The sequence below is a fragment of the Undibacterium sp. RTI2.2 genome (assembly GCF_035018705.1).
Classification (GTDB): Bacteria; Pseudomonadota; Gammaproteobacteria; order Burkholderiales; family Burkholderiaceae_D; genus Undibacterium.
On the sequence record NZ_JASJXN010000018.1, the window covers coordinates 79,200 to 104,624 of the forward strand.

The following is a 25,425-nucleotide window of genomic DNA, read 5'->3' on the forward strand; positions in this document are numbered from 1 at the left end:
GACTCACCGATTTCCATCTTCCACTATTAGCGATGCCATTGATGACTATTTCTTTACCGAATATACCTTCCGATACTCATATCAATTCCGGTGTTGCCGATGCCAGTTCAACGACACCAGTGATTACTTTCCGTGATGCAGTGCTGGCGGATGCGGACGTGGTTGCTGACATGGTCAACAGCGCTTATCGTGGCGATAGCAGTCGTCAGGGCTGGACGACGGAGGCGGACTTGTTGCAGGGGGCGCGTACCAATGCGGATGAAATCCGCGATCAGATCGCTGCCGCCGGATCGTTTATTTTGTTGTGTTTGCAGGATCAGGCAATCGTCGGTTGCGTGCATCTGGAGCAGCAGCAAAATGCAGCGTATTTCGGGATGTTTGTGGTACGTCCGCAGTTGCAGGGCAAAGGCATCGGTAAACAGTTTATGCAACAGGCAGAAAGTGCGGTACAGCAGCGTTGGGGCGTGACTAAAATCTGGATGACAGTGATCAGCGTTCGCCATGAGTTGCTAGCGTATTACGAGCGGCGTGGCTATGTTCGCACCGGGCGCTTAAGTCCTTTTCCGGTTGAGGAGCGTCAAGAGATCTTGCTGGCTGGTGATCTTCAATTTGAAGAGCTGGAAAAACTTTTACCCCACAAATCTTCATAAGCCTATCGCGTCTGCGACATTGGCGCGGTTGATGTAGCCAGTGACTTGATCCCATGAGTTCCTGACGCTCCTGCGCAGGCAGCAGACCAGATGTTCGGTTATACACGAACACCCGTGGATTCATGCTAAAGGAACGCAGTAATGATGTGAGCGGACCTGGTCGTTTATTGAAAAATTTCCAGAAGATCCCAATCCAATATTCGAGAGCGAATCAGCGTGTAGATTAGCTACTACCGCCTCCGCAACTACTGCCGCAGCTACTACCGCCAGAGCTACTACCGCAACTGCTGCCGCTATCCGCAGAACCGCCACTATCGCAAGAATTCCCAAAATCAAATGTGTTACCGTTGTCATAGGATGAGCTAGCCGCATTTGCTCTGGCGGCAGCCTCTGCTTGACGCCGATAGGCTTCGTACATTGCCGCGCTGATAAAGCCTGCCGTCATTAATTCCATTACATCCAGGCTGGCAGGGAAAATCATTCCCCCACCACCAACTCCGTCGCTATTCAGATTGCGATAACCAAACTTACCAGCGGCTGCTTGGTAAGCATAACCAGTAGGCATCTTCAATTTTCTATCAAGCGCAAACAGCGCCGGTACGCTGGTGCTGGCCAATGCCAATCCCTCAAGCCGCCGCGCCTGCACCAGTGTGCCGGCCAGCGCTTTATCGATAGACTCGCCCATTTCGCCAGCCTCGATATGCGGGATGTCTCTGCCAAAATGCTTGCGGCAGAACATTCCTAATCCAGCTTGTGACAGCGCGCTCCACGCATGCCAGATCGAATCCGCCGCTTTCGATGGCAACGCACAAGCGTGCTCGCTGTGTTTAACGCAATCAAAAAACATCATCAAGCCTTCTGCCGCCCGCGTAAAAAAAACGGCATCACGAGGGATGCCAGGAAATTCTCTGCTTGCCATAGTTTGCCAAAAGCCGAATAAGTTATCGGGGATATCGCTGAGGGAGTTTTGATACACCGACCGGCGAATAATGTGCTGCGACCGTAAGGTGTTGATCTGATCTCTGAGATTTTCTAACATTATTATTGTTCTCCCTTGGTTAAATTTCTTTTTTTTATGACTTTATCATGGGAGACCAATATGACCTTTGTATGACGCGGCACTAAGGAGTTTTACGTAGTTGCTTTAATGTTAGTTTGAACAACAAATAAAAATTGACAGATCAATTTCAGCTGATATTATATCGACATCCGATATATCAATATACGATATACCGATTAACGATATAAAGTGGCTATAGCATGACGACTATTAATTATTCTAAATATTTGCCTCTCTCTGAAGCCACGTTTTACGTAATGGTGGCACTAAGTGAACCCATGCATGGGTATGCCATCATGCAAAAAGTAGAGACCATCAGCGAAGGAAACGTCGTTATTGGACCTGGTACTTTGTATGGCGCTTTTACCACACTAGAAAAGCAGGGATTAATCATAAAAGTGAAGGAGGAGGAACGCCGCAAATCTTATGCTCTTACGGAGCTTGGGCAGCAAATATTGACGGAGCAGATCCGTCGCCTCGAAATCATGGTCAAAAACGGACAGTTAATTTTAAAATATCTTCAACAAGGAGCTGTAAAATGCGGTCACCATAAAAAAATTTAAATTTCACTTGGCTTGGCAAGACAATCAATGTGAACAATGGCTGCAAGAAATGGCAAGACAAGGACTACATCTCAAGAGCGTAAATATCTTCTGTCTTTACACATTTATACAGAGCAAACCCGCCGAGGTCAGTTATTGCCTGGATTTTGTGCCTCACCTCAGAAGAGATCCGGCCTATTTCGATTTGTTCCGTGATGCTGGTTGGGAGCATGTAATTGAAATCACCGGCTGGCATTATTGGAGAACCCCGATCGTTGCTGGTCGAGTCCCAAAAATATTCACCGATATCGAATCTAAAATTAAAAAATATAAACGTATTTTATTAATACTGGTACTTGGGCCATCACCCTTAATATTATTGTTTATTAGAAGTTTAGTCCTACACAGCCCAATAGAACAGCTAGCCACCTCAGACAAATGGATACTTGGCGGTATGTTTGGCGGATTGGGCGCGTTTTACATGTATGCGATGACTTCAGTTGGCGCGCGTATTCGTGAACTCAGACGAAATGGGCAATGAGAGGATGTCAGACGACACTTATTGTTTAAGCGTCCGAAGCAAACCATCCGAAGCATCTTCAATATAATCAAGCACCACATCAAAACCACGCCCGCCACCGTAATAAGGATCGGGCACTTCGTCGGCTTTACTCTGCGTCGCATATTGCATTAATAGACCTAGCTTATGGCGATATTCGATAGGGCAATCCGCTTCTAATAGCGACAGATTAGCTTTGTCCATCGCCAGAATTAAATCAAATTGGGCGAAATCTTCAGGTGCTACCTTGCGCGCTCGTTGGCGGGATAAATTGATGCCACGTTTTGCCGCAAATTCTTGCGACCGCAGATCCGGTGGCTCGCCCACGTGGTAGGCATGTGTGCCGGCAGAATCGATCACGAACGCGTCAGCTAAACCGGCTGCTTCTATCTTGCTGCGGAATACGCCTTCCGCCGTCGGTGAGCGACAAATGTTGCCCATGCAGACAAAGAGAATCGCAGTATTTTTTGTTGTGTTCATGATGTGATTTTAATGGCTTAGTAAATTACTTAAACAGATACGAAGTACCATGCTACAACGATGTCAGCAGATAGTTACGCCATCAAAAAAATGCCAACACAAGTAGCGACTCCACCAGTCCAGATCAAGGTGCGTAGCGTAGAAAAATTCATCAGATAGGCTCCGGTATACAACAAACGTAAAGCAATAAAAACGACCGCCAGACTATCAATACGTCCTTGATCCGCATGCGCTTGCTGTGCCAGTACAACCGCTGCAATAAATAAGGGCAAGGCTTCAAAACTATTACTCTGCGCGGCATTAGCACGCTGCTGCCAGCCAGTTAAATTTTTTGCCCACTCGCGTGGATTGTCGTTGTTGTACCTGCCAGCATGACGCGCTAATTTGGCAGAGCTACTTTTTGCTAAACCCACCGTGATTACTGGTAAAGCACAGGCCACGAGTACGCACCAATTTGCAATTGTCATTTTATTTTCTCCTATTCATTTCAATTATTATTAAATCTAACAGCAAGCACTTGCTGGTAAAAACCTAGTTTCATCGCAATAGTAAGATAAATCAGATCGATTTACACAGACAGATCAAAGTACTGATGCAGTCTAAGACCTTAGCGGATAGACAGCGAATCGTCAGCATAAGAGAGCTGTAACAAGATCGATAAAAGAGCGATAAATATCCGCTGTAACATTTAGCAACACATTCCTTGTCAACACAAATCGATTCCATCGCGTTCTAGAGCTACGTAGACTAACTACGGAAAACAAACCAACCAAACTCAAGAACAGGATCTATCATGAACAAGCTAATCGCCGCTCTCGTTGCTACTACCTTCGCCATGGGTACAGCGTTCGCACAAACACCAGCACCAGCAGCTAAGCCAGCAGTGCCAGCAACTGCGGCACCAGCAGCAAGTGCAGCTCCAGCAGCAGCTCCTGCGGCATCAGCACCAGCTGCTGAGAAAAAAATGAAGAAGCATCACCACAAAAAAGCAGCATCTGCAACAGAAACACCAGCAGCGTCTGCACCAGTAGCTCCAGCGAAGTAATTCGCAACAGTCAGCTATCGCATTGAGATAGCTGGCAATGTAAAAAAATCGGCGTGATGAGCGCCGATTTTTTTTGCGCTCTACGTTTGCAGAACCCAAGGCAGCGCTTCAACTATGTTGCCCAGTTCATACACTTCAATCGCTGTCGGTAAATTGTCCTCATCACCCCATCGTCCATGAGCAATAATCAAGAGCTACTGCGTGGATGTTATTCCTGACTATTTAATACGATAACGATCAGACGATTCCATCCCTCACATTAATCATGCTGTACACCCCGGGGTCATCATGAATCTGAAACATGTTTTCGCATGCATCGCCGTCTCTGCTGTTTGCCACACTTTGCCCGTACAGGCGCAAACTAATGTGCTTGTATATGGGCGCCTGGTGGTCGGTGTTGTCAACTACTCGGCATACAGTGATGGTCGTGGGTCAGTAACAAAAGAGAGCAGTTTTAGCAGCCGCCTTGGTTTTAAAGGCAGCGAAGCACTGGGTGACGATCTCAACGCGCTATTTGTGTTGGAAGGCGGATTTAATCCCGATACCGGTAGTGGAGGTGTTATATCGCGCGAGGCCAGTATTGGCCTTGGCTCGCCTTACGGAAAAATCCGTTTTGGTTTTATGTTGACGCCCTTAGACGATTTGCACGGGATTGTCGGTCCAGGTTATCTCAGCAATGTCAGTAACGACAATCTCAACGGATTTTGGGCAAACGGCTACAACAATAGTTTTACCGGCGCCAGCGCAGATGGCAGTTCGCCTTGCATACAAACTTCTGCAACGGAGGGTAATGCAAACACCTTTGCATTTGATAATCGCTACGGCAATTCGGCCCGCTATGATTCGCCTAATATGCATGGCTTTAGCTTTGCCACGCATCTGGCGCTTGGTGAACCGGCGCAGAATCTCAACTGCCATAGCACTGCATGGTCAAGCAAACTACAATTCAATTCCGGTCAGTTAGTCGCGGCACTTGCCTATAACTTGCACCACAACGTCAGAGGCATCAACCTGGACGACAGCATTGTATTGTTTGCGCTGGGCTTTAATCTGACTTCGCAAATCAATCTCAGCACGTATCTCCAGCACATCAAGTACGACAATATCGGTAGTCACCCGTTACAGCAAAACGGTATTGGTGTGCGAGGAAGATTTTTCCAACATAGTCATACCTTTGAGCTAGCCTGGTATCGCGGCGGCGAGGGAAAAGGGGATCAAACTCCGGTTTTTTCCGGCATCTTTACCGGTGCTGGCACCCAATCTGATTTAATGATTGTTGGCTACCGTTATGACTTATCCAAGCGATCGCAACTGTGGTCTCAGTACGCAATTTTGCGGAACGGCTCACATGCCGGATATGAGCTTGGTGGTGCCGCTGCAGTTAGCGCATCAGCAAGATTAGGACAACACCCGCAGGCGATTGCCTTTGGCATAAAGCATGATTTTTAAGATATTTACGGAAATTTGTTCTTCACTAAATATATATACTCATGGTAAGTATATTTAGATTGTCCATGTATTAATTTGACAATAAGGGATTTTTATAAAAATATATGGGGAGTATGTATAAAATTAACGATTTGGTCACGGCTAAAATACCAAAAATATTCTGTATGTGGGTTGTCAACAATGAGTTTGCATAAGGTCAAATAAAGTCAAATTAGTTTGAATAAAGTAAGACATTGGCGAATAGCTTAGTATGATTCATTACAGAATTTAGTTTCCACGATCTGACGAATAATTACTGTAATAAGACACCTGGATTTGTAATTGAAATGACAGCGCTTCACAAATTTCTGCCAATCAGTTTGCTGCTTTGCGCATGCGTGTTGCCACTATCTGCTTTGGCAGTAGTGACCAGAGTGATCTATCCTTTAGGTGAAGTTCAAAACGATACGCGCTACAAAGATGTTATAGAAATGCTGTGCACGTCGCTGGAAAAAACCAAAGCCCAATTTGGTGACTATGAGTGTAAACCCAGCGCGGCGATCATGCCAAAAAAGCGTTTTTTACAGGAGTTGGAACAGATCAATCATGATATCAACGTGATCTGGAACCCAACTTCTGAAGAGTTAGAACAGCGTTTTTCTGCGATTCATATCTCTTTACGCAAAGACTTGCTTGGCTACAGAGTGGCACTGATTCATAAAGATAACCAACATAAAATCGATCAGATCAAAACCTTAAACGACCTGAGAACAATCAGCTTTGGTCAAGGAGTCGGGTGGTCCGATAACGCAATATACGAGTTTCATGGCATCCAGGTGGTGCAGGCGCAATACAGTCAATTGTTTAAAATGTTGGACGCCAATCGCTTTCTTTTTTTCCCACGTGGCGTGGGGGAGATTCTGTCAGAGTACGACAATAACATCAAAGATAATCCCAATCTGGCGATCGAAAAAAACCTACTGATTTACTATCCTTTCCCTTATTATTTCTTTTTCAACCGTAATGACAAAGCGATAAAAGACAGAGTCGAAATCGGTTTACGGTTGATGCAAAAAGATGGCAGTTTTGATGCTATTTTTAATAAATACCATCAAGTTGCGATAGAAAAACTGAATCTAAAAAATCGTCGGATTATCCGTTTAGAAAATCCCTTCCTACCTAAAAATACACCAATGGACGCCGCTACTTTATGGTCGCCGTCGATAAAATAAGTACAGATCAGCGTTGCAATCCGCTAGCAGTAAGACGTCCGTAAACTAGGGAGGTCTTCATTTTTTTGACTCTAAAATTGCGTCATCACAGCGCTCGCGCTAAGGATGCTCGCTCATATAAATCACGCGTGGACATGACGACGTTGCCGATATTTGAGGGCACAAAAAGGACACCGTAATTGACCAGCGTTTGCAGGAAATTTCAATCAGATCGGGTGTGTCGCCCATCCCGATTGTGCAGGTAGATTGCAATGCTGCATCTAGTGACTTTGCTTGAAAATAACCATAGGTACTGATTTTTTGTATCGCCTCATAAGCGACTTTAGGTGCTACCGTGCCCGGGCGAATAATTAACTCACGAATCGGGTCTCGATTATTGAGGATGACTATGGTTTCTAGCTCGGCACGACCGCAACTCCATTGGGTATTTTCCCGCGCACATTGCGCCACGTAGTACATGGGTTTGCCATTTAATTGCGCATGCGGACGACATTTAACATCAGCAAAATTCGCCTGACGGGCATTGGCGTCAAAGGCTTGCGCGTCAATCTCAGCCACCGCGACGCCAAACTTTTGTCCACAAACTATTTGCTCTAACAACAGACGGTCATGATTATTGAGTTTGACTGGGAAAGTTTGAGCAGCAGTTTGAGCAGTAGTTTGTGATCTGCTCACCGCCCTCGCAGAAGACGAACTAGATAACAGCGCCAGTAATAACAGTAATGACAGCAAAAATAATAAAGCTGAATAGTGGTGCCTGAGCTGATGCCTGAATAGTCGTTTCATTCTTAATTCCAACGGATCAGTTGTTTAGAAAAGTTTGTAAAAAATATCGTTAAAGCTTTGTACATCTTAAATTGCTACGCAAAATTATTTTAACAATCGCGTAGTTTTTGATCAGTCTAACGAACCTGCTATAGACTGACGATCCATTTAGTTAAAAAGAGTGTACAGAAAATCGTAGATTACTATGCTTGCTAAACTTTCTTTCCGCCAACTGCTACTTGCTGGTTTTCTTTTTATCGCAATCTTGCTTAGCGGTACCTCGGTGCATGCGTTATTGACGCTGGAGCGACTGACCAAGCAAAGCCGTGCAGTTGCACATCAGGCGGTTAACTTAACCGAAGAGTCCCAACGTCTGACCGAGCGCACGGTGGCGATGGAGCGTAGCGCACGTCAATATTTGGTATTGGATGACGTGACATTTCGTGATATTTACGATGACGCGGTGCAAGAGGCAAAAGCATCCTTGCAAGTGTTGGCGCAAGCAATCCCTGACCTCCCGCCAAAACAATTAGAGGACTGGAATACGCAGACCGATATTGCTAGAAAAGTCTTACAGGAAGGTCGTGTGACGAACAAGGCGACGCTCCATAAAAATCAACAAGCCTTATATCAAAGCTTTGTGCGTTTGCCTGAAATCAATGATCAGATAGTGCTCGCCAGCAAGCGTGAGATTGAACGCCGTAACGACCAATCGCTGACAGAGTTAGAGCGCCAACGGCGTTTGCTTACAGCCTTGGTGTCGGGCGCGATGATCATGGCGATTGTGTTAGCGCTGACTTTTGGTCTCTGGCTTGCGCGCCCTTTGGCGCAAATCGAGTTAGTGATTGGTCGTTTGGGAGAAAATAAATTTGATCAGGAAATCGCCGTGAGCGGGCCTGCCGATTTGCGCCGCTTAGGTAAGCAACTAGATTGGCTGCGTCGTCGTCTGGCTGATCTGGAGGCCGACAAAGCCCGCTTCTTACGCCACATCTCGCATGAGTTAAAAACTCCGCTGGCGGCGTTGCGCGAAGGAGTCGCTTTATTGGAGGACGGCGTGGCAGGTACGCTGAGCGATAATCAGCGCGAGATTGCCCGTATATTGCGTCAGAACACGGCTTCTTTACAAACCCAGATCGAAGATTTGCTGCGCTATAATGCCGCCGCTTTTGATGCGCAACATTTACATAAAACTCCGGTAGATCTGATGCAGTTGCTCAGCACCGTCATTGACGGTCAGCGTTTGCAATGGCAGGCGCGCGGTTTGACTGTTGAACTGAAAACACAATTAGCTGCTGAACGGCAAACAGACTTGCGCCAGTTGCTCAGTAATACGCCAAGTCGCCTGCTGACCATCAACGCAGATGCAGAAAAACTCGGTGTCGTGCTCGCCAACCTGCTGTCTAATGCAGTGCGCTTTAGTCCTGATGGTGGCGTGATTGACTTCATCCTTACCCAAGCCGATGGCTACGTCAGTATCGACTGTATTGATCAGGGAGCTGGCGTGGCGGCAGACGATGCGGCGCGTATCTTCGAGCCGTTTTATCAAGGTGCACGCCAGCCCGCTGGTGCCCGTAGCGGTAACGGCATTGGCCTCTCTATCGTGAGCGAATATATCGCTGCCCACGGTGGAAAAATACAACTGCACCCTACAGTTTCAGGTGCACATTTTCGGATTGAATTACCTTATGAACGCTAGAGCTAAGTTAAATTTTTTATGTGGTACCGGCTTACGCAGTGTGCTTCTTTGCGCGCTACTAAGCACACTATTAGGCACATTACTCAGTGCCTGCAAAATTGCACCGCAACAGACCGACCCTAACCTGGCGTCAGCGACACCGGTGACCGTCGTGGTGCCGCCGCAAGCGGTGATTGCCAGTGATAACGAGGATCTTTTAGCCTACTTTCAGCGAGCACGCTTATTGCCATCGACCGAATTACCCAAGATGCTGGCAGACCTGAATGGTTTAGAAAAAGGCATAGAAAAAAAAGCACGCCATGATGTGCAGCGCGCGATACTGCTGGGATTTATCCGTGGCAGCGGCGATCTGATGCGCGCGCAAGCCTTGTTAGATGGCATAGTGAAATCGACTGACGCCGATGCAGAACATATTAAGCCGCTAGCGTATTTTTTATCCACCAATTACGCAGAATGGCGACGCTTGGATGAGGCGCTTGATAAGCAAACGCAACAGCTAAAAGAAAGCCAGCGCCGCGCCGATCAGCTTAGTCAAAAGTTAGAAGATTTAAAAGCCATAGAGCGCCAGTTACCGACCCGACCAAGGAGCGCCGTAGTTGCTCCTGCTACTAGTGATAACAAGCAGTAGAGCGCGTGTAGTTCTAGTGAAGGATACGATAGTACGCGATCAATATTGCGATCAAGCTAAAAAATAAAGTAGTGACGAAGATGAAGCCAAAAACTGAACAAGCGCAATTACTATTGGTCGATGATGACCCCGATTTGTTAACCTTGATTTCCATGCGCCTAACCGCCGCAGGTTATCGTGTGACCGCGGTCAGCAGCGCAGAGGCTGCACTCGCCAGATTATCGATAGAGTTGCCATCGCTGGTCATCACCGATGTCCGTTTGCCGGGGCGCGACGGGATGGCGTTGTTCGACGCGATCCGCAGCCAGTACGCCGCCTTGCCGGTCATTTTGTTGACTGCCCACGGTACGATTCCGGATGCGGTAGAAGCCACAGCGCGTGGTGCCTATGCCTACCTGACTAAGCCTTTTGATGGCAATGTCTTGCTAGAAAAAATCGCCCACGCCTTGAGCCTTAGTGGCTCCAGTGCCGACCCCGCCAGCAAAGACGAGGCGTGGCGTGAAGAACTCATCAGCCGCAGCCAGCGCATGGCAGAGCTACTGGCAGAAGCCAAGCTGGTCGCCAGCACCGATGCCAGCGTGTTGATCCAAGGCGAGAGCGGTACCGGTAAAGAATTATTAGCCCGCGCTATCCACCGCGCCAGCAACCGTGCCAAAGCGCCTTTTATCGCAGTCAATTGCGGCGCCATTCCTGAACAATTGCTGGAGTCAGAATTGTTCGGCCATGTCAAAGGCTCCTTCACTGGCGCGGTCGCCAATCGCCATGGTTTATTCCAGGCAGCGCATGGCGGTACTTTATTTTTGGATGAGATCGGCGACATGCCGCTGTTGTTGCAAGTCAAACTGCTGCGCGTACTACAAGAGCGTACCGTCCGCCAGGTCGGTTCTGATCAGGCGATTCCGGTAGATGTGCGGGTTTTGTCCGCCACCCATCGCGATCTTGATGTCGCTATGAAAGAAGGTCAGTTCCGCGAAGATTTGTACTACCGTCTTAACGTCGTCACGCTAGCGTTGCCATCACTGGCAGAACGGCGCGAAGATATCGCTCTGCTCGCCAACCACTTCCGTCAGGCGCTAGCTGACAAATACGACAAGCAGATCAACGGATTCGCTCCCGACGCGCTGGCAGCGCTGATGTCCGCACCGTGGCCTGGCAACGTGCGGCAATTGCATAACGTGGTCGAGCAGGTATGCGCACTGGCTACTGCACCGCTGATCCCGCTGACCTTGGTACAACGGGCTTTGCGCGTACCGTCGCTAGAGGCGCTCAGCTACACCGATGCCAAACAAAAATTTGAGCGCGATTACCTGATCCAGTTACTCAAACTGACTGACGGCAACGTGTCCGATGCCGCCAGACTGGCGGATCGCAACCGCACCGAATTCTATCGATTGCTACAAAAACACGAGCTGACACCCAGCCTGTTCAGGGCAGACGGCGATCCTGTCGCTGATGAGCGACAGGATTAAATCGTTTAAAATCAACTGCTTACGAAATCACACCTTTTGCCTGTCGCTATATCCCGACACATTTACGGTAAAAAACCAGTATTTTCATTCGGCTTACAGGCAAAAAATTACCTAAGTGCTTGAATTAATGTAGGTTTTTAATAGCTGGCACAGCATGTGCAATACACCAGTCAGTAGCGCCACAAACATGTGAGACGTTGCCTTTAAACCTCATTAAAAAGGATTTATCATGCAAAATCGTTCATCTATCACTTCCCTCATCGCTGCTTCCGTATTGTCTATGACTGCAGCATCCTCTTTCGCCGCTGATACCGTAGTAGCGCAAGCCGATAAGCCAACCATGACCGAAAAAGCGGGCGTCGCCGTTGATGATTCAATGATCACCGCCAAAGTAAAAAGCGCTCTGGTTGCTGATAAAGAAGTGTCCGCATTGAAAATCAATGTCACCACCAAACAAGGTGTCGTGATCCTGACAGGCGCAGTACCAAGCGTTGCAGCAAGTGATCGCGTACTGAAAATGGTCGCCAGCATTGAGGGTGTGAAAGACATCCAAAACCAGCTGCAAGTATCCCAAGGCTAAGCTAGGGCTAACGCAGATTCTAAGCGACGTCTGACCATGTCTTAAGTCGATAACCTATGCAAGCTCCCCCTTGCCTGGATAGGTTCTGTTGATCAGGTCAGAAATGGTTAGAGTGAGTTAGAAGCAGAGTTATTAGTAGAGAATTGGAAACGGCATTATCAAGAGATAGTGCCGTTTTCTTTTTGTTGGCCCTAGTAGTTAAATATTAATACTCCTAATGGGTATAGTTTAGTTGTCCACGTAATATTTGGACGATAAGGCAATTTAGAAAAAAATAATGGGGAGTATATTGATTATGGTGTATTTTAATTTAAATAATCTGTAAAAATTTCTATTAATAATCGGCGAGTTTAAATCTAATACCAAAGCCAATAAGTCCCACACAGACGGACTTATGATTACCCTCACAAGCCCCGGTCAATCAACTGCAATTGTTGTCGATAAGCTCGCTTCAATCGATACACCTGCGCAGGCCGATGCGCGCCTGCTGCTTCAAATTTCCCTGCGACCTCTTCTAGCATATCCATTTCTGTGATTTTTCTGCGGAAGCTGACTTTGTTCATTGTTTCTCCCATCAGTGCCTCATATACGCGTTGCAGTTGAGGCAGGGTGAACAGGTCGCCTGCTAAATAGCATGGCAGTGATGAGTATTGGCTTTTGCTACGTACGCGGGCGACGGCGGTGTCTACAATCGCTTTATGATCAAACGGTAGAGTAGTCTGGCGATCAACGCTGACTAATTGCACATTGGGATGTCCGGCGCTTTGGATGATGTCGGACGATACCAGCGCGTAATAGCTGACGGACACAGACCAGCCTCTGGGGTCGCGTGCGTTGCCGGAGAACGTGGCTAACTGCTCTAAATACGGCGCCTCAATACCGGTCTTGGTTTTTAAAACGCGTAGTGCGGCATCGCGTGCATCGCTATCGGTTTGCTGATGAATATAGCCACCAGGGAGCGCTAGCGCGTTTTTAAACGGATTGGCATCGCGTTTTAATAAGGCGACTTTTAATCCGTCGTCTTGCAGTGTCAATAAAACGATATCAACGGTACAAATAATTTGTTCCATCGGAGCCTTTGCTATCGGTGTTGAGATCAAATACAGCTAATTTATTCTTCTTAGATACATTTTGCAACTAATTTAATTGATGTACTTGGTGAAATTTTATATTTAAAAAAGAAGAATTTAGAAATAAATTTCTACTTAGTTGCAAAATGGTTTTATCTATCCTAGAATAGAATCACCTGATTAAAAAAAGGAAAGACGTCATGAAAAGCCAATTGCATCTTCTCATCATTGACCCACAAAACGATTTTTGTGATTTGCCAGAAAACCACCTGACAAGCAATCCGCAAGACGGACAATTGGTGCAGCCAGCACTGCCAGTGCCGGGCACGCATGCGGATATGTTGCGTGTCAGTGAACTGATTCAACTCGCTGGCAAGGGATTGACTGCGATTAGCATTACGCTGGATTCTCACCACCGCTACGACATCGCTCATCCGACTTTTTGGTTTGATGCCGCGGGTAAGCCAGTTACACCGTTTACGCAAATTTCATCCGCCGATGTCCGTGCCGGAAAATATCTACCACGCGATCCAAGTGCAATGCCAAGAGCGCTGGCTTACATAGAGGCGCTGGAAGTGGCGGGACGCTATCAGCTGATGATCTGGCCAGTACATTGCGAGATCGGGTCTTGGGGGCAAAATGTGCACAGCGATATCCTGGCTGCCTACAATTTTTGGGAAGACGCTACTAACGGCGTGGTGAGCAAACTGAACAAAGGGTCTAATCCATGGACGGAGCATTACTCCGCCGTGATGGCAGAAGTGCCGGATGCCGCTGATCCAGATACTCAGTTAAATCATGCATTTATCGCCAGCTTAGCCAGCGCCGACCGTGTGTATATTACTGGCGAGGCGGGCAGCCATTGCGTCAGGGCGACCACCGAGCATATTGTGGAAAATATGAAACCCGAAGATCTATCCAAATTAGTTTTATTGACCGACTGCATGAGTCCGGTAACAGGCTTTACCGCACAATATGACGCCTTTATCCGCGACATGGCAGCGCGCGGTGTACAGATTGCAAAATCGGGCGATGTGTTAGCTGAGCTGATTGCCAATCAAAGTCGCTAAGGCAGATCAACACAATAAAAATGAGACCAGAGAAGAAGAATATGAAGCCCATCGTCACCAGTTTGTTAGAAACCGATTTATATAAATTTACGATGTGGCAGTCTTTGTTGCATAGCCACCCCAATGCGCAGACGGAGTACGCCTTTGTTTGCCGCAATACCCCAGCCTATCCTTTGTCTGAATTAAAGGCGGATGTAGACAGAGAACTGGATCATCTATGCGCGCTGCATTTTGCAGAAGACGAGTTAGATTATTTGCGCTCACTGCGCTTCATCAAAAGTGATTTCACTGACTTTTTGACGGTATTTCACTTTCAAAGAAAATTCATCAAAGTCACGACCAATGGTGACACCTTAGAGATCGTCGCAACCGGTCCGCAAGTACATGTGATGGGCTTTGAAATCTATGTACTGCATATCGTCAATGAATTGTATTTCCGCCGTTTGCAAACAGAAACCAGTCTGCAAGAAGGCCGTGATCGTTTGGCTAAAAAAATCGCTTTAGTCAGAACATTTGCTCAGGAAGCGACACGAGCAAATCCGTTTGAATTTTTTGATTTTGGATTGCGCCGCCGTTTTTCTGGTGAATGGCATGATGAAGTCGTCGCTACGCTGAAGCGTGAATTACCTGACTATTTTAAAGGTACCTCTAATGTGTATCTTGCAAAAAAACATAAGCTAGTTCCGATAGGCACAATGGCGCATGAGTACCTACAATCGTATCAATCCTTTGGCGTTCGCCTGCGTGATTTCCAGAAAGCAGCCTTAGAAGATTGGGTGCAAGAATATCGCGGTGATCTTGGTACGGCACTCACCGATGTTGTGGGCATGGATGCGTTTTTGGCGGACTTTGATCTCTACTTTGCCAAGCTGTTTGATGGCTTGCGACACGATTCCGGTGATCCGATTATCTGGGGTGAAAAAGCGCTTGCGCACTATGCCAAGCTGCGGGTGGATGCGCATACCAAGCGCCTGGTATTTTCTGACGGACTGGATTTCGATAAAGCTTTTTCCTTATACCGCCACTTTGCCGACCGCACCATGACAGGCTTTGGCATCGGCACCAATCTCACCAACGACACGGGCATCAAAGCGCTCAATATTGTGATGAAGCTCAAAACTTGTAACGGCCAACCGGTTGCGAAGTTGTCCGATTCCGCTGGAAAAACCCTCTGTACCGACGAGACCTTTTTGGCCTATTTGCGTCAGGTATTTAATCATCCCGTCATTTGATGTAGCGAATATAAAATCATGTTATCCATCGCCATTGCACAATTGAATTACACAGTGGGTGACTTCGCTGGCAACACTGCCGCGATCATCCAGTCGATGAACAAAGCTAACGCGCTTAAAGCGGATATTGCGGTATTTTCTGAGTTATGTATCTGCGGCTATTATCCCGGCGATTTGCTGGAAGACAGCCGGTTTTTATCGCAATTGGATGCCGCTTTGTCGAGCATTCTTGCTGCCTCAAAACAATCACCGTCTATGGTCACTGTGATCGGGACTGCCAGGCGTAATGCAGGCATAGGCAAGCCAATACATAACGCCTTACTCGCGATCAAAGATGGTGTCATCGTTGCTGAGTATTACAAACAGCTGTTACCTACTTACGGTATTTTTGACGAGCGTCGTCACTTTGAGCCAGGCTCGGAAGGAGCTTGCTTGCTAAAAGTGGCAGGTCAAAAAATTGGCTTCATGGTGTGTGAAGACGGTTGGAATGATGCAGGCCGCGATTACCAGATCAATCCATTCACCGCATTGAGTGCAGCCCAGCCCGATTTGATTATCAGCATCAACGCCAGCCCATCCGACATAGGCAAGCGGCGGCAACGTCATGCCATGTTTAGTAAGGCATCCAACCATCACCAATTGCCGCTGTTATATGTCAACCAGATTGGCGGACAAGACCAATTGGTGTTCGACGGCGCCTCGTTTGCGGTCTCGCCTGCGCAGGGTATTGCGTATGAGGCAGCCCGTTTTGAAGAAGACTTCAATCTCATAGGATTTAACGCAGGACAGTTTTTATCCGTCGATGGCAGTGCATTGCCAAAACCCGATAGCGAGGGATTGTCCGTCACCGAATTTACCAGAAGGCAAATTGTGCTCGGTCTGCAAGATTACGCCCGTCGCTGCGGCTTTACTCAAGTCGTAGTCGGCTCCTCAGGCGGTATCGATTCTGCATTGACGTTAGCACTCGCCGCAGAAGCCTTAGGTGCTGAGAATGTGATCGCGATCACGATGCCATCGGCATACTCTAGCGATGGCTCAATCGCAGATTCAGTCAAGTTATGCAACAATTTAAACGTGACTTTATTCACGCATCCGATTTTGGATTTGGTCAAACAATATAGCCATGGATTTAGCGCCGCATTTGCCGCGCCGCTAATAGGTTTGCCATTAGAAAATCTACAAGCACGGATACGCGGCACTATCCTCATGGAATACTCCAACACCTACGGAGCCTTACTACTTACCACCGGTAATAAGAGCGAAATCTCGGTCGGCTATTGCACCCTGTATGGTGACACCAACGGTGGATTAGGCTTGATTGGCGATCTGTATAAAACTGAGGTGTACGCCTTATCACGCCACATCAATCAACATGCCGCGCGCGAGATTATTCCCGAGGATGTACTAACTAAACCGCCTTCTGCCGAGCTGGCACCAGATCAACTCGATACAGATAGCCTGCCACCTTACGACGAGCTCGATGAGATGCTGAAATGGCATATCGAAGGCAAGCGGTTACCCTCCGATGAATTTGCAAAGGCCAGCGCTTTTGTCGAACAATTAGTGAGTACCGAGAAAGGTGAAAGTAGCTTGAAGCGCATACTAGGCATGGTCGCCCGCAACGAATACAAACGTCGTCAGGCACCACCAATTATTCGCGTCCGCTCTCGTGCCTTTGGTAGCGGACGCCAGATGCCAATCGCTGCTAAATATTTGAATTGACCAATATGACCAATATAACTTCAGCTAACAACTTTGATGTCGCCGTTCTAATTGGCCGCTTTCAGCCATTTCATCACGGGCACGCACAACTTTTGCAGCGGGCATTAGACACTGCACCTCAGGTTGTGATTGTGCTCGGATCATCTTTCCATGCGCGCAGCACAAAAAATCCTTTTACCTGGCAAGAGCGCGCCAGCATGATCTGCGCTTGTTTGGCGGAGGCGGATAAAGAGCGTATTCGGTTTGTCGCGGTGCGTGATTATTACGATGATGTTCGCTGGGCCCAAGCAGTTCAGGAAAAAGTACATGCGCTGATGCCGGAGGCAAAGCAAGTCGCTTTGATTGGTCACTTTAAAGATGCTTCAAGCTATTACCTTAATCGGTTCCCGCGCTGGCAACTGATCGAGGCGGATCAAACTATTGCAGTGGACGGACCACTGGATGCGACGCTGATACGCCGGGTATTATTTGAGAGTGAAGACATTAATGTATCGCTCGATGTGATTGATCAGTTTTTGCCAAAGGTGATACGGCACTACATTAAAGCCTGGGTGATTTATCCGCACTTCGCTGATCTGGTCGAAGAACATCAGCAATTGGATAAATACAAAGCCGCCTGGAAAGCGGCGCCTTATGCTCCGATCTTCTCAACCGTGGACGCAATCGTCAAAGCTGCGGAGCATATTTTGCTGGTGCAGCGTGGTGGCTTTCCGGGGAAAGGTTTGTGGGCGCTGCCAGGAGGATTTCTGGAACAGGATGAGCGCTTGCTGCAAGGTGCTATCCGTGAATTGACAGAAGAAACCAATCTCGCCGTTTTAGATTCCACTTTAGAAAACGCGCTGGTCGATGTCGAAGTCTTCGACCATCCCGGTCGCAGTCAGCGTGGCAGAACTATTACACATGCGCACTTCTTCGACCTGCAAACTGACCATCTGCCAGACATCGCCGCAGCGGACGACGCAGCGGCTGCCTCGTGGGTGCCGATATCTGCACTGGCTGCAATGGAAGAAGTTTTCTTTGATGATCACTTCCATATTCTGGATCATTTTTTGAACGTGACTGCCGATTGATTGGCACATCCTCTCGCAAATAAAGTTTAGCCAAGTTTACACCGGTTACATCAGAGTTTTCATAGGAAGTTTAAATATACTCCATTTATGTATATTTAAACTGTCTATATAATCATTGGACGCAAAGCGATATTTTGCAAAAATAATGGGGAGTATATTAATTTATCGTTTTCACTCTGGTCGCCATCACTTGTTAGCGCAACCCATAAATACGACCTGCATTTTTCTCATCGCAGACAGATAATCATACGCCTGGCGCGTCAGGCTTGATCCGATGCGCGTGAATGCAGCTCACGCAATTGGACGGGGTCATCGTAATGGTGATGGAATCCATCGCGCAAATCTTGGCGCATTAAAAGGATTATGCGCTTAGCCGTCTTGTCATCAATTGTGATTTTGATTGCTTCCTCGCATCGCTTTTTTAATACCGGGATGTCGCTGCCTACAGGCGCAATCCGATTGCCATATTTTTTTCCAATTAAGTCGGGTGGCAAATCCATGGGATGCTTCGGTTTTTGCTCAAAAGCTAAGTACTAAACGATACGCATCAGAGCCTTCGATCGGCTAGGTGTCTGGCAGTTCCTAGTCGGTATTGATTTTATGCCTCTGTTCGCAGATGGGTAATAAGCGCTCCAACTTATATTGCTTCGCCATATGTGTATTACCGACCCGTACCAGATTAGCGATCAGTTCGCTAAGCGATGCGTGACCAATAGTTGACGATTCTCTTTCCATCCCGCCCCCAGTAACCATCAGCACCGTGCAGCAGTGCTTCAAGCGCCGATGCGTTTTCCATACCGTTGCCAGCGTGTGCGTGGAATAACACTTTTTGGTTGGCATCTAACAGTGCTTTCATTGACACGACTACGGCTGCGATTTGGAAAGGGAAAAAACTACCGCGCCCGTCTTCAAACGATACGCCGTCTACACCATCTTTCGCCAGTTGTTCCAACACATCACAAGCCCAACTGCGGTCAATAAAAAAGGTATCGATTAAATCCAGTATGTTTACATAAATCCGGCAGGGTTTGCCATGATCGCCTCTGACATTAGCGTGCAGCCATTGAATACAGGCGCACAGCGACGCCAGCACTTGCTTTGTATCACCTTTGGGGAGCAGCGAAATTTCGTGCACTGTATTGGGAATACGATATGCGACCAGCTTCTCCATACTAAGATGCGGCGTGAATTGACTACCGTTCATACGACCTACTCCAGTCAACGCAAAACAACCCGTCATATCGTATTTTGTTTCCAGCAAATACTGACAAAAATCGTCCTCGACCTGAGGGTAATGTGGCAACTGATAATTGAGCGTCGCAATGATTTTATCCTTGACGCCAAACTCGTCGACCAAAGGTAGCAGCGCCTGTTTGTTTGCCAAGGTATGCACGATCGCCGCACCAAAGCACGGCTCAAGCAGCGACACATCGATCAGCATGGGATTTATTCCGCACAAATAACGTTGTTTAGCTTCTGATAACGCAAACAGTTTTTCGACTTCTGGGCGACCTTGGGGTGCGGATAAAGTTGACATAGTCGTTCTTTCAAAACGATACACATCGGGTTGATGAAGATACGTTCATCCAGGTGCGTCAAGACGACTTTATTTGACATGAAAAAATGAGCCATACCAGACGGATTACTTCATAGAAATAATTTTGGATTAGCGCTACCGCTGTGTGAAAGTGCGGCAATTTTATCTAGGCCGCCATGTAGTTAACTGACGAGGCCATATTTTATGACGTGTCGATTCTACCTCTAACTATCAACGACATTCGTAGAGAAATTCAATAAAAGAATAGTCGTTTTAAGACTGTTGCAAAGAAGTTGCATCTGATACCGAACTGATCCTAACGTGATACCAGCTAGCACTGTTGATACGCAAATAGCGCAACGATACTGTGACCAACGTTTGCGTAAAGCTAGTGGCTTAAGCAGCGCAATCAAAGACCAGCTCAACCGATGAAGACTTTTTTTAAAATAAGAAATTGACGGTAAAAAATACAAATATTGTGTAGCGATCGGCTGTGAAGAGTTGATTTTATTTTTCTAAATAATGGGAGAAAAACATGTAGCACGCAGTTCAATCCAGATTTTCCATTAAACCGCATGCCGTATGTATTTTTTGCGATGTGGTAGTGGTCTAATAAAAACTCTGGGTTTAAATAAACTGAGATTTAAAAATCACCACCTTGTAAGCCCAATATACATCAGGGTTTGCAGGTAGATGCTGCCAGCAACCGCAGAATGATTGGGCACTGGCAGGGTGCGTTTTTTTCTTTAGCGATCAACACAAACGGATTATTCCAGCGAATGCTGGAATTTAGTCTTGTATCAGGCAATTGTACTGATCGGCGTTCTAGTGGATAATTCAAGCCTATGAACGATACTACGACACCCCCAAATTTGCCTGATCGACTCTCAGTTGATCCCCGCAGTCCTTACCACATCGCCGCCGTATTCGAGCACGAAGTCGGTATCAAGCTCAACGACAAAGAACGACTTGACGTTGAAGAATATTGCATCAGCGAAGGCTGGATAAAAGTCGCGGCGGGTAAAGCCGTGGATCGCAAGGGCAAGCCATTAATGATTAAAGTAAAAGGCAAAGTTGAGGCGTTTTATCGCTGATTCTGATGTTCTGGTTGGCGCTGATGGCATGGCAAAGCTGAATTAAAAATACAAAATTACTATTAAAAATGGGGCGACATCGACGTGATTCGATGTCGCCCCAATTAGTTTTGACGCATGAATTGTGCAGACATCGCTAAATCGTTTTTGGCAATGGTAGAACCTAGCGTTAACTCCAGACAGTGCTGGATTGTTGCTAAGCCTCCTGTTGGGAGTCACAAGCTAGGTGTTGTTTGCTGGCAGTGGCAAATCATGCAAATCAGGCAAATTACGCAGATTACGCAGGTCACGCAGGCGCTGGTGCAAGTCATCATCCCAGTTCAGCTTTTGCTGCTGCTTGGCGCGCAGGTAGTGTTCGGTAAATACATCCAGATAGGCTTCTAAAGTCTGCGCGGCCAAGGTCTCGCCAGCCAGAGTCAGGCATAAAGCTGCGACCTCGCATGTACACAAATGATCTTCTTGCTGGGCGCGGCGCAGGCGGTATCGCGATACTTGTTCAGGCATCAGACTTAGTACCGGAAAATGATTCAGGTAGGGACTTTTTTTAAAAATCTTGCGGGCTTCTTGCCAAGTCGCGTCTAATAGAATAAACAGCGGACGCTTGCTCGCCGGGCTTACATCTTTGGTATCGGATTGCTCTGCCGGTAAATGCGTGATCACCCGTTCCGGCGCGACAAACTCGCCGGGGAATACTACATACGGCTGCCATTGCGGATCAGCCAGCACTGCCAGCAGCGCAGGATCTACTGTAGTGCGCGCCCAGCCAAACGCCATCGTATCCGGCACCACATCGGCAATTAGCCAGCCTGTGTTGCTAGGTTTCAGCGTCTCGTGCTCGGCCATGATCAGGCAGACTCCGGCACGCGTAGCTACCACCGGACGCAAGGCGCACAGGCAATGACTCAGGATCAGACGACATCCGCCACAACGCTCGCCATGCGGACCGCCACGAGCAAGAAACGGTCGCGTACTACGCTCCAGACGCGAGGAGCGCAGGCGGGATACAGCGTGAGGGAAGGGGGGGGAGTGGGGTTGGGTCATGGGAGAATCAAGAGCAATGCCAGAATCAAAAGCTAAATTGATCTGGCACAGCAAGAGCACTGGCCAAATCCCAGCATTCTAAAGCAATCAAGCTGAAGACCGATTTACCTACCAATTCATCAAGCAACTTAGCAATCAATTCAGTCAGCGCTATTACTGATTACTAACCCCGAAAAACACCACCGAAAAATAGTCCTTTGAAGCGCTTCCGAAAAATCACAATCGTGCCAGTGAGTAGTAACACGATAAAATTAAAACTCAAAATCTTGGTACCACCAAGATCAACATAAGGCACTGCGTTAGACTGCATAGTCGCTGCGTTCAAACCGCGATCATAGGTCGCACCGATGACTTGCTCTTGGTTATTGATGGCATTGGTAAGGTATAAGCCTTTACCGCTCGGGTGCAGCAGCATTTTGTTATCCCGCCAGACGAAGGAGATACGGTGGTCGCCAAAACGGTCGTTGATAATATCAACACCTCCGACGACGTGACCAGCATTGTTGATGCCAGTAGCGAAGCTATCGCCACGACCGATGATCGCACCCAAGTCTGTCATGCGCTTGCCGTCGTAGACAAAGGCATGCAAGCTGCGATCCTTCATCTCTGATGTGCCGACGACAACGCCCTTATCATTGATCGCAGTCGCCACACTAAAGCGACCACCAAGAGTGCCAAGATCGATCATGCCGCGTGCGGCGTCATACAAAAAAGCATGGCGCGAGCCATCGTCAGTCATTGCTGTGCCAACCACTTGCCCCACGCTGTTGATGGCGCTGGCGGCACTGACCTTACCGCCTAAAGTACCCAGATCCTTGAGCGGCTCGCCGCGCTGGTACAAGAAAGCATGCCAGTCGCCATTAGCCGTATCAGCAAAGCCTACGACCGCACCAGCATTGTTTAACGCCATACCGTGGCTGCTAGGGCCACCCAGAGTACCTAATTCTTGTATGCCATCGGCACGGCTGTAAAGGAAGGCGGTCCAAGTCCCGTCTTTTTTGTCGGATGACCCAACCACCTGGCCTTTGTCATTGATGCGCTTTGCCTCGCTCTCTGTCCCACCAGGCGATTCAAGCTTGATCAACTGTCCTTTATCAAAAAAAGCGGCATGCCGGCCACCTTTCTCATCCTCAATCACCGCCGCGACCTGACCAGCAGCATTCATATCATATGCAATCGACCCACCCTGCTTAGGCGGCACAATCCCAAGCGACTGAGTAATTGCAGAGGCTTCACCACCTGCCAAAGCCAGCAGAAAAAAAGAATAACGCAGAATATGACGCATACAAGAATCCTTTCAGGTGGGAGTTTCACAAACAGAAAAGTCGTGGATAAATGTACATCAATAATGTGCGCTGCTAGTGCGAAATTGTTATGGTTTGTGGCTAAATTGGGAATTGCTAGAGGAGGTATTTAAAGTGTGTTGGGCGTAGAAAACCTTGTCATTTAGTTTGATATTCAACTCGTAGAATTCGATTGTTGTTACATAAGTTTGACTTAGAGCAGTACTTTGTTCGCCACCATTTTTTTACTATTTTGGTGAGATTGCCGAAATAGTTGTCAATTACTTGCGAGGGTTGCTTGCTAGTTGATTTCATAAAGAGTTTTTATGTGACTCATAGTCCGTAGACCTATAAGTCACATCGACGCATGATTGTCGAATCAAGATACTTAGGCGGGCGCATGCTTAATCCACAATTGCAAGAGTTTGGTCTTCATCTCAAAAAGCTACGTCTAGCGCGTGGACTGAGTCAGGAACAACTGGGCTTGATTGCGGAATTGGATCGCACCTACATCAGCGGGATCGAACGCGGTGTGCGTAATGTGAGCTTGGCGAATATATTCAAAATTGCAAAAGCCTTAGACGTCGATTCAGCGGAATTATTTGCTAGCAAACGTTAACAAAATTTCCGTTTATCGCATTTCAATACATTGCGCATTACCGCGTAAACGCATCAAAAGAAACAACACCCAATATGAATGAGGAGATTGCTTACATGATTGAAACGATCAGGGCTTTTGTCAAAGACGAAGCGGAAAAATTTGGCGCTAAGGGGTTTTATATCGAGAGAAATAATACTATGCCTGATGCATTAAAAGATGATGGCGCTTACTTTGGGTTTATTCATCCGAGTGAAGAAAAGTCCGGTCCTTTTCATGATTTCTCATTCACGATTTTCCCTAATAATCAAAACAAAGCTTGGCTAATTTGTTTAGGTGTTGGTTCCAGCGGTTTTAAAAATGACTATGAGCTAGCAACTTATCCTGGGCCGTGTCGTTTCTTTTCAAAATTGATTGATACAGATGGAATCTGTAAATCGGATTTTTCGGACATTGAATCCTCCTTGCCGAGGAATTTTTTAGATCGTGATGAACTCGCGCATATCAAAAAAACTTTAGACAAATATCGCAACGTTTTGCCAGTCGCGCAAATTGTCAAAGATCCAAACTCTGACGACGGCAAAAAGCGGATTTCCTCCATCTTGGCAGGTTACGCCAAATTACGAAATTGGCCGACGAATGATTCCCAAAGAAAAGCAGTAAGCAAAGCAATCAAAGAAGTCACAAGCGACAAGCTTAGTGACGATAAGAAAGCAGTTTCTAGTCTTCTCAGCGAACGTAAATATGTCGTACTGCAAGGCGCGCCAGGTACAGGTAAAACGCGGCTCGCAAAAAATATTGCGGCGGAGTGGAAGGCTAAAACTTTCTTCACGCAATTTCATGCTGAAACGTCTTACTCCGATTTTATTTATGGCATACGTCCAAAATTAGACGCAGCGTCATTGGCCTATTCAGGCGAAGAAGGCGTATTACTAAAAGCGATTAAGCACGCGCAAGCGCATCCAAATGAGCCCACCATACTCATCATCGACGAGATTAACCGTGCCAATTTATCGAACGTCTTAGGGCCATTGTTTTACCTATTCGAATACAAGCAAGACTTTGCCAATGTCGAAATCGCGCTTACCCCTGAGATCGCGCTATCAAAGATCCCAAGCAATCTTTACGTGATAGCCACCATGAATACTGCCGACCGCAGCTTGGCGGTAGTTGATTTCGCCTTACGTAGACGATTTGCATGGTACGACCTCAAACCGCAAGCGATAAGCTCTAAGGAATTTCATGGGAAACACTTTGCTAAGTTCGAAGAAATATTTAATTGGTACGCCAGCTCAACTGAACTCGCGTTACAGCCAGGGCAAGGCTATTTTCTCGCGCAAAATGAAGATGAGATGAAGAATCGAATTCGCTATGAATTATTCCAACTCATGCGCGAATATCTGCAAGAAGGCTTACTCAGCAATGCCAAAGAAGAACTGAACAGTTACTTCGTTGCCGAAATAGGTCAGGCATTATTTGAATGAAAAAATTTAACGATAGAGCTTCTTGCAAAATACCCAAACCAGTAAAGTCGAGCATGGGTGTGGCCACTGTTGCGATTGGTTTTCTTGTTT

Annotated in this window: 26 protein-coding genes; 17 read left to right on the forward strand and 9 right to left on the reverse strand. The window is 47.2% G+C overall.

Going from position 1 to position 25,425, the window contains the following annotated elements:
* Positions 1–41: 41 nt before the first annotated feature.
* A complete protein-coding gene (locus tag QN395_RS11775) occupies positions 42–650 on the forward strand; it encodes a GNAT family N-acetyltransferase (protein ID WP_322120609.1) in 609 nt (202 codons plus the stop codon).
* A 223-nt stretch (positions 651–873) separates the two neighbouring features.
* Here the strand turns inward: QN395_RS11775 and QN395_RS11780 are convergent, their stop codons facing one another.
* Entirely contained in the window at positions 874–1,689 is an 816-nt protein-coding gene (locus QN395_RS11780) for a hypothetical protein (RefSeq protein ID WP_322120608.1), read from the reverse strand.
* A 221-nt stretch (positions 1,690–1,910) separates the two neighbouring features.
* Here QN395_RS11780 and QN395_RS11785 point away from each other — a divergent pair, with 221 nt between their 5' ends.
* Positions 1,911–2,273 (forward strand): PadR family transcriptional regulator, encoded by a 363-nt coding sequence (locus tag QN395_RS11785; protein ID WP_323492052.1) that lies wholly within the window; start codon positions 1,911–1,913, stop codon positions 2,271–2,273.
* Positions 2,274–2,280: 7 nt separating this feature from the next.
* Positions 2,281–2,793: a DUF2812 domain-containing protein gene (locus tag QN395_RS11790; protein ID WP_323492051.1), complete on the forward strand. Its 513-nt coding sequence runs from the start codon at positions 2,281–2,283 to the stop codon at positions 2,791–2,793.
* Between the two features lie 18 nt (positions 2,794–2,811).
* Here QN395_RS11790 and QN395_RS11795 read toward each other — a convergent pair whose 3' ends face one another.
* Together QN395_RS11795 and QN395_RS11800 are read right to left on the reverse strand one after the other, a co-directional pair.
* Entirely contained in the window at positions 2,812–3,291 is a 480-nt protein-coding gene (locus QN395_RS11795; RefSeq protein WP_323492050.1) for a low molecular weight protein-tyrosine-phosphatase, read from the reverse strand.
* Between the two features lie 74 nt (positions 3,292–3,365).
* Complete coding sequence (locus QN395_RS11800; RefSeq protein ID WP_322120604.1) at positions 3,366–3,758, reverse strand: MAPEG family protein; 393 nt, start codon at positions 3,756–3,758, stop codon at positions 3,366–3,368.
* Between the two features lie 326 nt (positions 3,759–4,084).
* Here QN395_RS11800 and QN395_RS11805 point away from each other — a divergent pair, with 326 nt between their 5' ends.
* The 3 genes from QN395_RS11805 (at position 4,085) to QN395_RS11815 (ending at position 6,996) form a co-directional block, all read left to right on the forward strand.
* Complete coding sequence (locus QN395_RS11805) at positions 4,085–4,336, forward strand: hypothetical protein (RefSeq protein WP_323492049.1); 252 nt, start codon at positions 4,085–4,087, stop codon at positions 4,334–4,336.
* A gap of 288 nt (positions 4,337–4,624) precedes the next feature.
* Positions 4,625–5,785 carry a porin gene (locus QN395_RS11810; protein WP_323492048.1) on the forward strand — a complete coding sequence of 387 codons (1,161 nt, stop codon included), beginning with the start codon at positions 4,625–4,627 and terminating at the stop codon, positions 5,783–5,785.
* Between the two features lie 326 nt (positions 5,786–6,111).
* Complete coding sequence (locus QN395_RS11815; protein WP_322120601.1) at positions 6,112–6,996, forward strand: transporter substrate-binding domain-containing protein; 885 nt, start codon at positions 6,112–6,114, stop codon at positions 6,994–6,996.
* Positions 6,997–7,095: 99 nt separating this feature from the next.
* Here the strand turns inward: QN395_RS11815 and QN395_RS11820 are convergent, their stop codons facing one another.
* A complete protein-coding gene (locus tag QN395_RS11820) occupies positions 7,096–7,782 on the reverse strand; it encodes a hypothetical protein (protein WP_322120600.1) in 687 nt (228 codons plus the stop codon).
* Positions 7,783–7,966: 184 nt separating this feature from the next.
* On the opposite strand from QN395_RS11820, the gene QN395_RS11825 reads away from it, so the two are divergent.
* The 4 genes from QN395_RS11825 to QN395_RS11840 all read left to right on the forward strand — a co-directional run bounded on the left by QN395_RS11825 (position 7,967) and on the right by QN395_RS11840 (position 12,134).
* On the forward strand, positions 7,967–9,457 hold the full coding sequence (locus QN395_RS11825) for a HAMP domain-containing sensor histidine kinase (RefSeq protein WP_322120599.1): 1,491 nt from the start codon (positions 7,967–7,969) through the stop codon (positions 9,455–9,457).
* Complete coding sequence (locus tag QN395_RS11830) at positions 9,447–10,085, forward strand: hypothetical protein (RefSeq protein ID WP_322120598.1); 639 nt, start codon at positions 9,447–9,449, stop codon at positions 10,083–10,085. Before QN395_RS11825 ends, QN395_RS11830 begins: the two co-directional genes overlap by 11 nt.
* Positions 10,086–10,165: 80 nt before the next feature.
* The gene (locus QN395_RS11835; protein ID WP_322120597.1) at positions 10,166–11,554 is read left to right on the forward strand and encodes a sigma 54-interacting transcriptional regulator; all 1,389 of its coding nucleotides are present in this window, start codon (positions 10,166–10,168) and stop codon (positions 11,552–11,554) included.
* Positions 11,555–11,783: 229 nt separating this feature from the next.
* Positions 11,784–12,134: a BON domain-containing protein gene (locus QN395_RS11840; RefSeq protein ID WP_323492047.1), complete on the forward strand. Its 351-nt coding sequence runs from the start codon at positions 11,784–11,786 to the stop codon at positions 12,132–12,134.
* Positions 12,135–12,538: 404 nt separating this feature from the next.
* Here QN395_RS11840 and QN395_RS11845 read toward each other — a convergent pair whose 3' ends face one another.
* Positions 12,539–13,204 (reverse strand): NUDIX hydrolase, encoded by a 666-nt coding sequence (locus QN395_RS11845; RefSeq protein WP_322120595.1) that lies wholly within the window; start codon positions 13,202–13,204, stop codon positions 12,539–12,541.
* A gap of 200 nt (positions 13,205–13,404) precedes the next feature.
* Here QN395_RS11845 and QN395_RS11850 point away from each other — a divergent pair, with 200 nt between their 5' ends.
* From QN395_RS11850 to QN395_RS11865, 4 genes are read left to right on the forward strand one after another with little or no spacing between them, the layout of a single operon-like run.
* The gene (locus tag QN395_RS11850; RefSeq protein WP_323492046.1) at positions 13,405–14,274 is read left to right on the forward strand and encodes a cysteine hydrolase; all 870 of its coding nucleotides are present in this window, start codon (positions 13,405–13,407) and stop codon (positions 14,272–14,274) included.
* 41 nt (positions 14,275–14,315) lie between these two features.
* On the forward strand, positions 14,316–15,506 hold the full coding sequence (gene pncB / locus QN395_RS11855) for a nicotinate phosphoribosyltransferase (RefSeq protein ID WP_322120593.1): 1,191 nt from the start codon (positions 14,316–14,318) through the stop codon (positions 15,504–15,506).
* 18 nt (positions 15,507–15,524) lie between these two features.
* A complete protein-coding gene (locus QN395_RS11860; RefSeq protein WP_322120592.1) occupies positions 15,525–17,228 on the forward strand; it encodes an NAD+ synthase in 1,704 nt (567 codons plus the stop codon).
* A 5-nt stretch (positions 17,229–17,233) separates the two neighbouring features.
* Entirely contained in the window at positions 17,234–18,298 is a 1,065-nt protein-coding gene (locus QN395_RS11865; RefSeq protein ID WP_322120591.1) for a bifunctional nicotinamide-nucleotide adenylyltransferase/Nudix hydroxylase, read from the forward strand.
* Positions 18,299–18,558: 260 nt separating this feature from the next.
* Here the strand turns inward: QN395_RS11865 and QN395_RS11870 are convergent, their stop codons facing one another.
* Together QN395_RS11870 and QN395_RS11875 are read right to left on the reverse strand one after the other, a co-directional pair.
* The gene (locus QN395_RS11870; protein ID WP_323492045.1) at positions 18,559–18,798 is read right to left on the reverse strand and encodes a hypothetical protein; all 240 of its coding nucleotides are present in this window, start codon (positions 18,796–18,798) and stop codon (positions 18,559–18,561) included.
* A 194-nt stretch (positions 18,799–18,992) separates the two neighbouring features.
* Positions 18,993–19,835 carry a hypothetical protein gene (locus QN395_RS11875; RefSeq protein ID WP_322120589.1) on the reverse strand — a complete coding sequence of 281 codons (843 nt, stop codon included), beginning with the start codon at positions 19,833–19,835 and terminating at the stop codon, positions 18,993–18,995.
* A gap of 845 nt (positions 19,836–20,680) precedes the next feature.
* Between QN395_RS11875 and QN395_RS11880 the strand changes: the two genes are divergently transcribed.
* Positions 20,681–20,929 (forward strand): DUF3297 family protein, encoded by a 249-nt coding sequence (locus QN395_RS11880; RefSeq protein WP_322120587.1) that lies wholly within the window; start codon positions 20,681–20,683, stop codon positions 20,927–20,929.
* Positions 20,930–21,151: 222 nt separating this feature from the next.
* Here QN395_RS11880 and QN395_RS11885 read toward each other — a convergent pair whose 3' ends face one another.
* Together QN395_RS11885 and QN395_RS11890 are read right to left on the reverse strand one after the other, a co-directional pair.
* Positions 21,152–21,970, reverse strand: a complete 819-nt coding sequence (locus QN395_RS11885; RefSeq protein WP_322120586.1) for a tRNA-uridine aminocarboxypropyltransferase — start codon at positions 21,968–21,970, stop codon at positions 21,152–21,154.
* Between the two features lie 163 nt (positions 21,971–22,133).
* The gene (locus QN395_RS11890; protein ID WP_322120585.1) at positions 22,134–23,255 is read right to left on the reverse strand and encodes an HAF repeat-containing protein; all 1,122 of its coding nucleotides are present in this window, start codon (positions 23,253–23,255) and stop codon (positions 22,134–22,136) included.
* Positions 23,256–23,653: 398 nt separating this feature from the next.
* On the opposite strand from QN395_RS11890, the gene QN395_RS11895 reads away from it, so the two are divergent.
* Together QN395_RS11895 and QN395_RS11900 are read left to right on the forward strand one after the other, a co-directional pair.
* Positions 23,654–23,872 carry a helix-turn-helix transcriptional regulator gene (locus tag QN395_RS11895; protein ID WP_322120584.1) on the forward strand — a complete coding sequence of 73 codons (219 nt, stop codon included), beginning with the start codon at positions 23,654–23,656 and terminating at the stop codon, positions 23,870–23,872.
* A gap of 95 nt (positions 23,873–23,967) precedes the next feature.
* Positions 23,968–25,335, forward strand: a complete 1,368-nt coding sequence (locus QN395_RS11900; RefSeq protein WP_323492044.1) for an McrB family protein — start codon at positions 23,968–23,970, stop codon at positions 25,333–25,335.
* Positions 25,336–25,425 lie beyond the last annotated feature (90 nt).

Bases quoted from the DNA above. Each gene is read 5' to 3' on its own strand.
- QN395_RS11845 (WP_322120595.1), bottom strand. From the start codon at position 13,204: ATGGAACAAATTATTTGTACCGTTGATATCGTTTTATTGACACTGCAA.
- QN395_RS11800 (WP_322120604.1), bottom strand. From the start codon at position 3,758: ATGACAATTGCAAATTGGTGCGTACTCGTGGCCTGTGCTTTACCAGTA.
- QN395_RS11820 (WP_322120600.1), bottom strand. From the start codon at position 7,782: ATGAAACGACTATTCAGGCATCAGCTCAGGCACCACTATTCAGCTTTA.
- QN395_RS11830 (WP_322120598.1), top strand. From the start codon at position 9,447: ATGAACGCTAGAGCTAAGTTAAATTTTTTATGTGGTACCGGCTTACGC.
- QN395_RS11870 (WP_323492045.1), bottom strand. From the start codon at position 18,798: ATGGATTTGCCACCCGACTTAATTGGAAAAAAATATGGCAATCGGATT.
- QN395_RS11865 (WP_322120591.1), top strand. From the start codon at position 17,234: ATGACCAATATAACTTCAGCTAACAACTTTGATGTCGCCGTTCTAATT.
- QN395_RS11805 (WP_323492049.1), top strand. From the start codon at position 4,085: ATGAACAAGCTAATCGCCGCTCTCGTTGCTACTACCTTCGCCATGGGT.
- QN395_RS11885 (WP_322120586.1), bottom strand. From the start codon at position 21,970: ATGACCCAACCCCACTCCCCCCCCTTCCCTCACGCTGTATCCCGCCTG.
- QN395_RS11880 (WP_322120587.1), top strand. From the start codon at position 20,681: ATGAACGATACTACGACACCCCCAAATTTGCCTGATCGACTCTCAGTT.
- QN395_RS11780 (WP_322120608.1), bottom strand. From the start codon at position 1,689: ATGTTAGAAAATCTCAGAGATCAGATCAACACCTTACGGTCGCAGCAC.
- QN395_RS11895 (WP_322120584.1), top strand. From the start codon at position 23,654: ATGCTTAATCCACAATTGCAAGAGTTTGGTCTTCATCTCAAAAAGCTA.
- QN395_RS11850 (WP_323492046.1), top strand. From the start codon at position 13,405: ATGAAAAGCCAATTGCATCTTCTCATCATTGACCCACAAAACGATTTT.
- QN395_RS11825 (WP_322120599.1), top strand. From the start codon at position 7,967: ATGCTTGCTAAACTTTCTTTCCGCCAACTGCTACTTGCTGGTTTTCTT.
- QN395_RS11890 (WP_322120585.1), bottom strand. From the start codon at position 23,255: ATGCGTCATATTCTGCGTTATTCTTTTTTTCTGCTGGCTTTGGCAGGT.
- QN395_RS11835 (WP_322120597.1), top strand. From the start codon at position 10,166: ATGAAGCCAAAAACTGAACAAGCGCAATTACTATTGGTCGATGATGAC.
- QN395_RS11785 (WP_323492052.1), top strand. From the start codon at position 1,911: ATGACGACTATTAATTATTCTAAATATTTGCCTCTCTCTGAAGCCACG.
- pncB (WP_322120593.1), top strand. From the start codon at position 14,316: ATGAAGCCCATCGTCACCAGTTTGTTAGAAACCGATTTATATAAATTT.
- QN395_RS11775 (WP_322120609.1), top strand. From the start codon at position 42: ATGACTATTTCTTTACCGAATATACCTTCCGATACTCATATCAATTCC.
- QN395_RS11815 (WP_322120601.1), top strand. From the start codon at position 6,112: ATGACAGCGCTTCACAAATTTCTGCCAATCAGTTTGCTGCTTTGCGCA.
- QN395_RS11900 (WP_323492044.1), top strand. From the start codon at position 23,968: ATGATTGAAACGATCAGGGCTTTTGTCAAAGACGAAGCGGAAAAATTT.
- QN395_RS11795 (WP_323492050.1), bottom strand. From the start codon at position 3,291: ATGAACACAACAAAAAATACTGCGATTCTCTTTGTCTGCATGGGCAAC.
- QN395_RS11875 (WP_322120589.1), bottom strand. From the start codon at position 19,835: ATGTCAACTTTATCCGCACCCCAAGGTCGCCCAGAAGTCGAAAAACTG.
- QN395_RS11810 (WP_323492048.1), top strand. From the start codon at position 4,625: ATGAATCTGAAACATGTTTTCGCATGCATCGCCGTCTCTGCTGTTTGC.
- QN395_RS11860 (WP_322120592.1), top strand. From the start codon at position 15,525: ATGTTATCCATCGCCATTGCACAATTGAATTACACAGTGGGTGACTTC.
- QN395_RS11840 (WP_323492047.1), top strand. From the start codon at position 11,784: ATGCAAAATCGTTCATCTATCACTTCCCTCATCGCTGCTTCCGTATTG.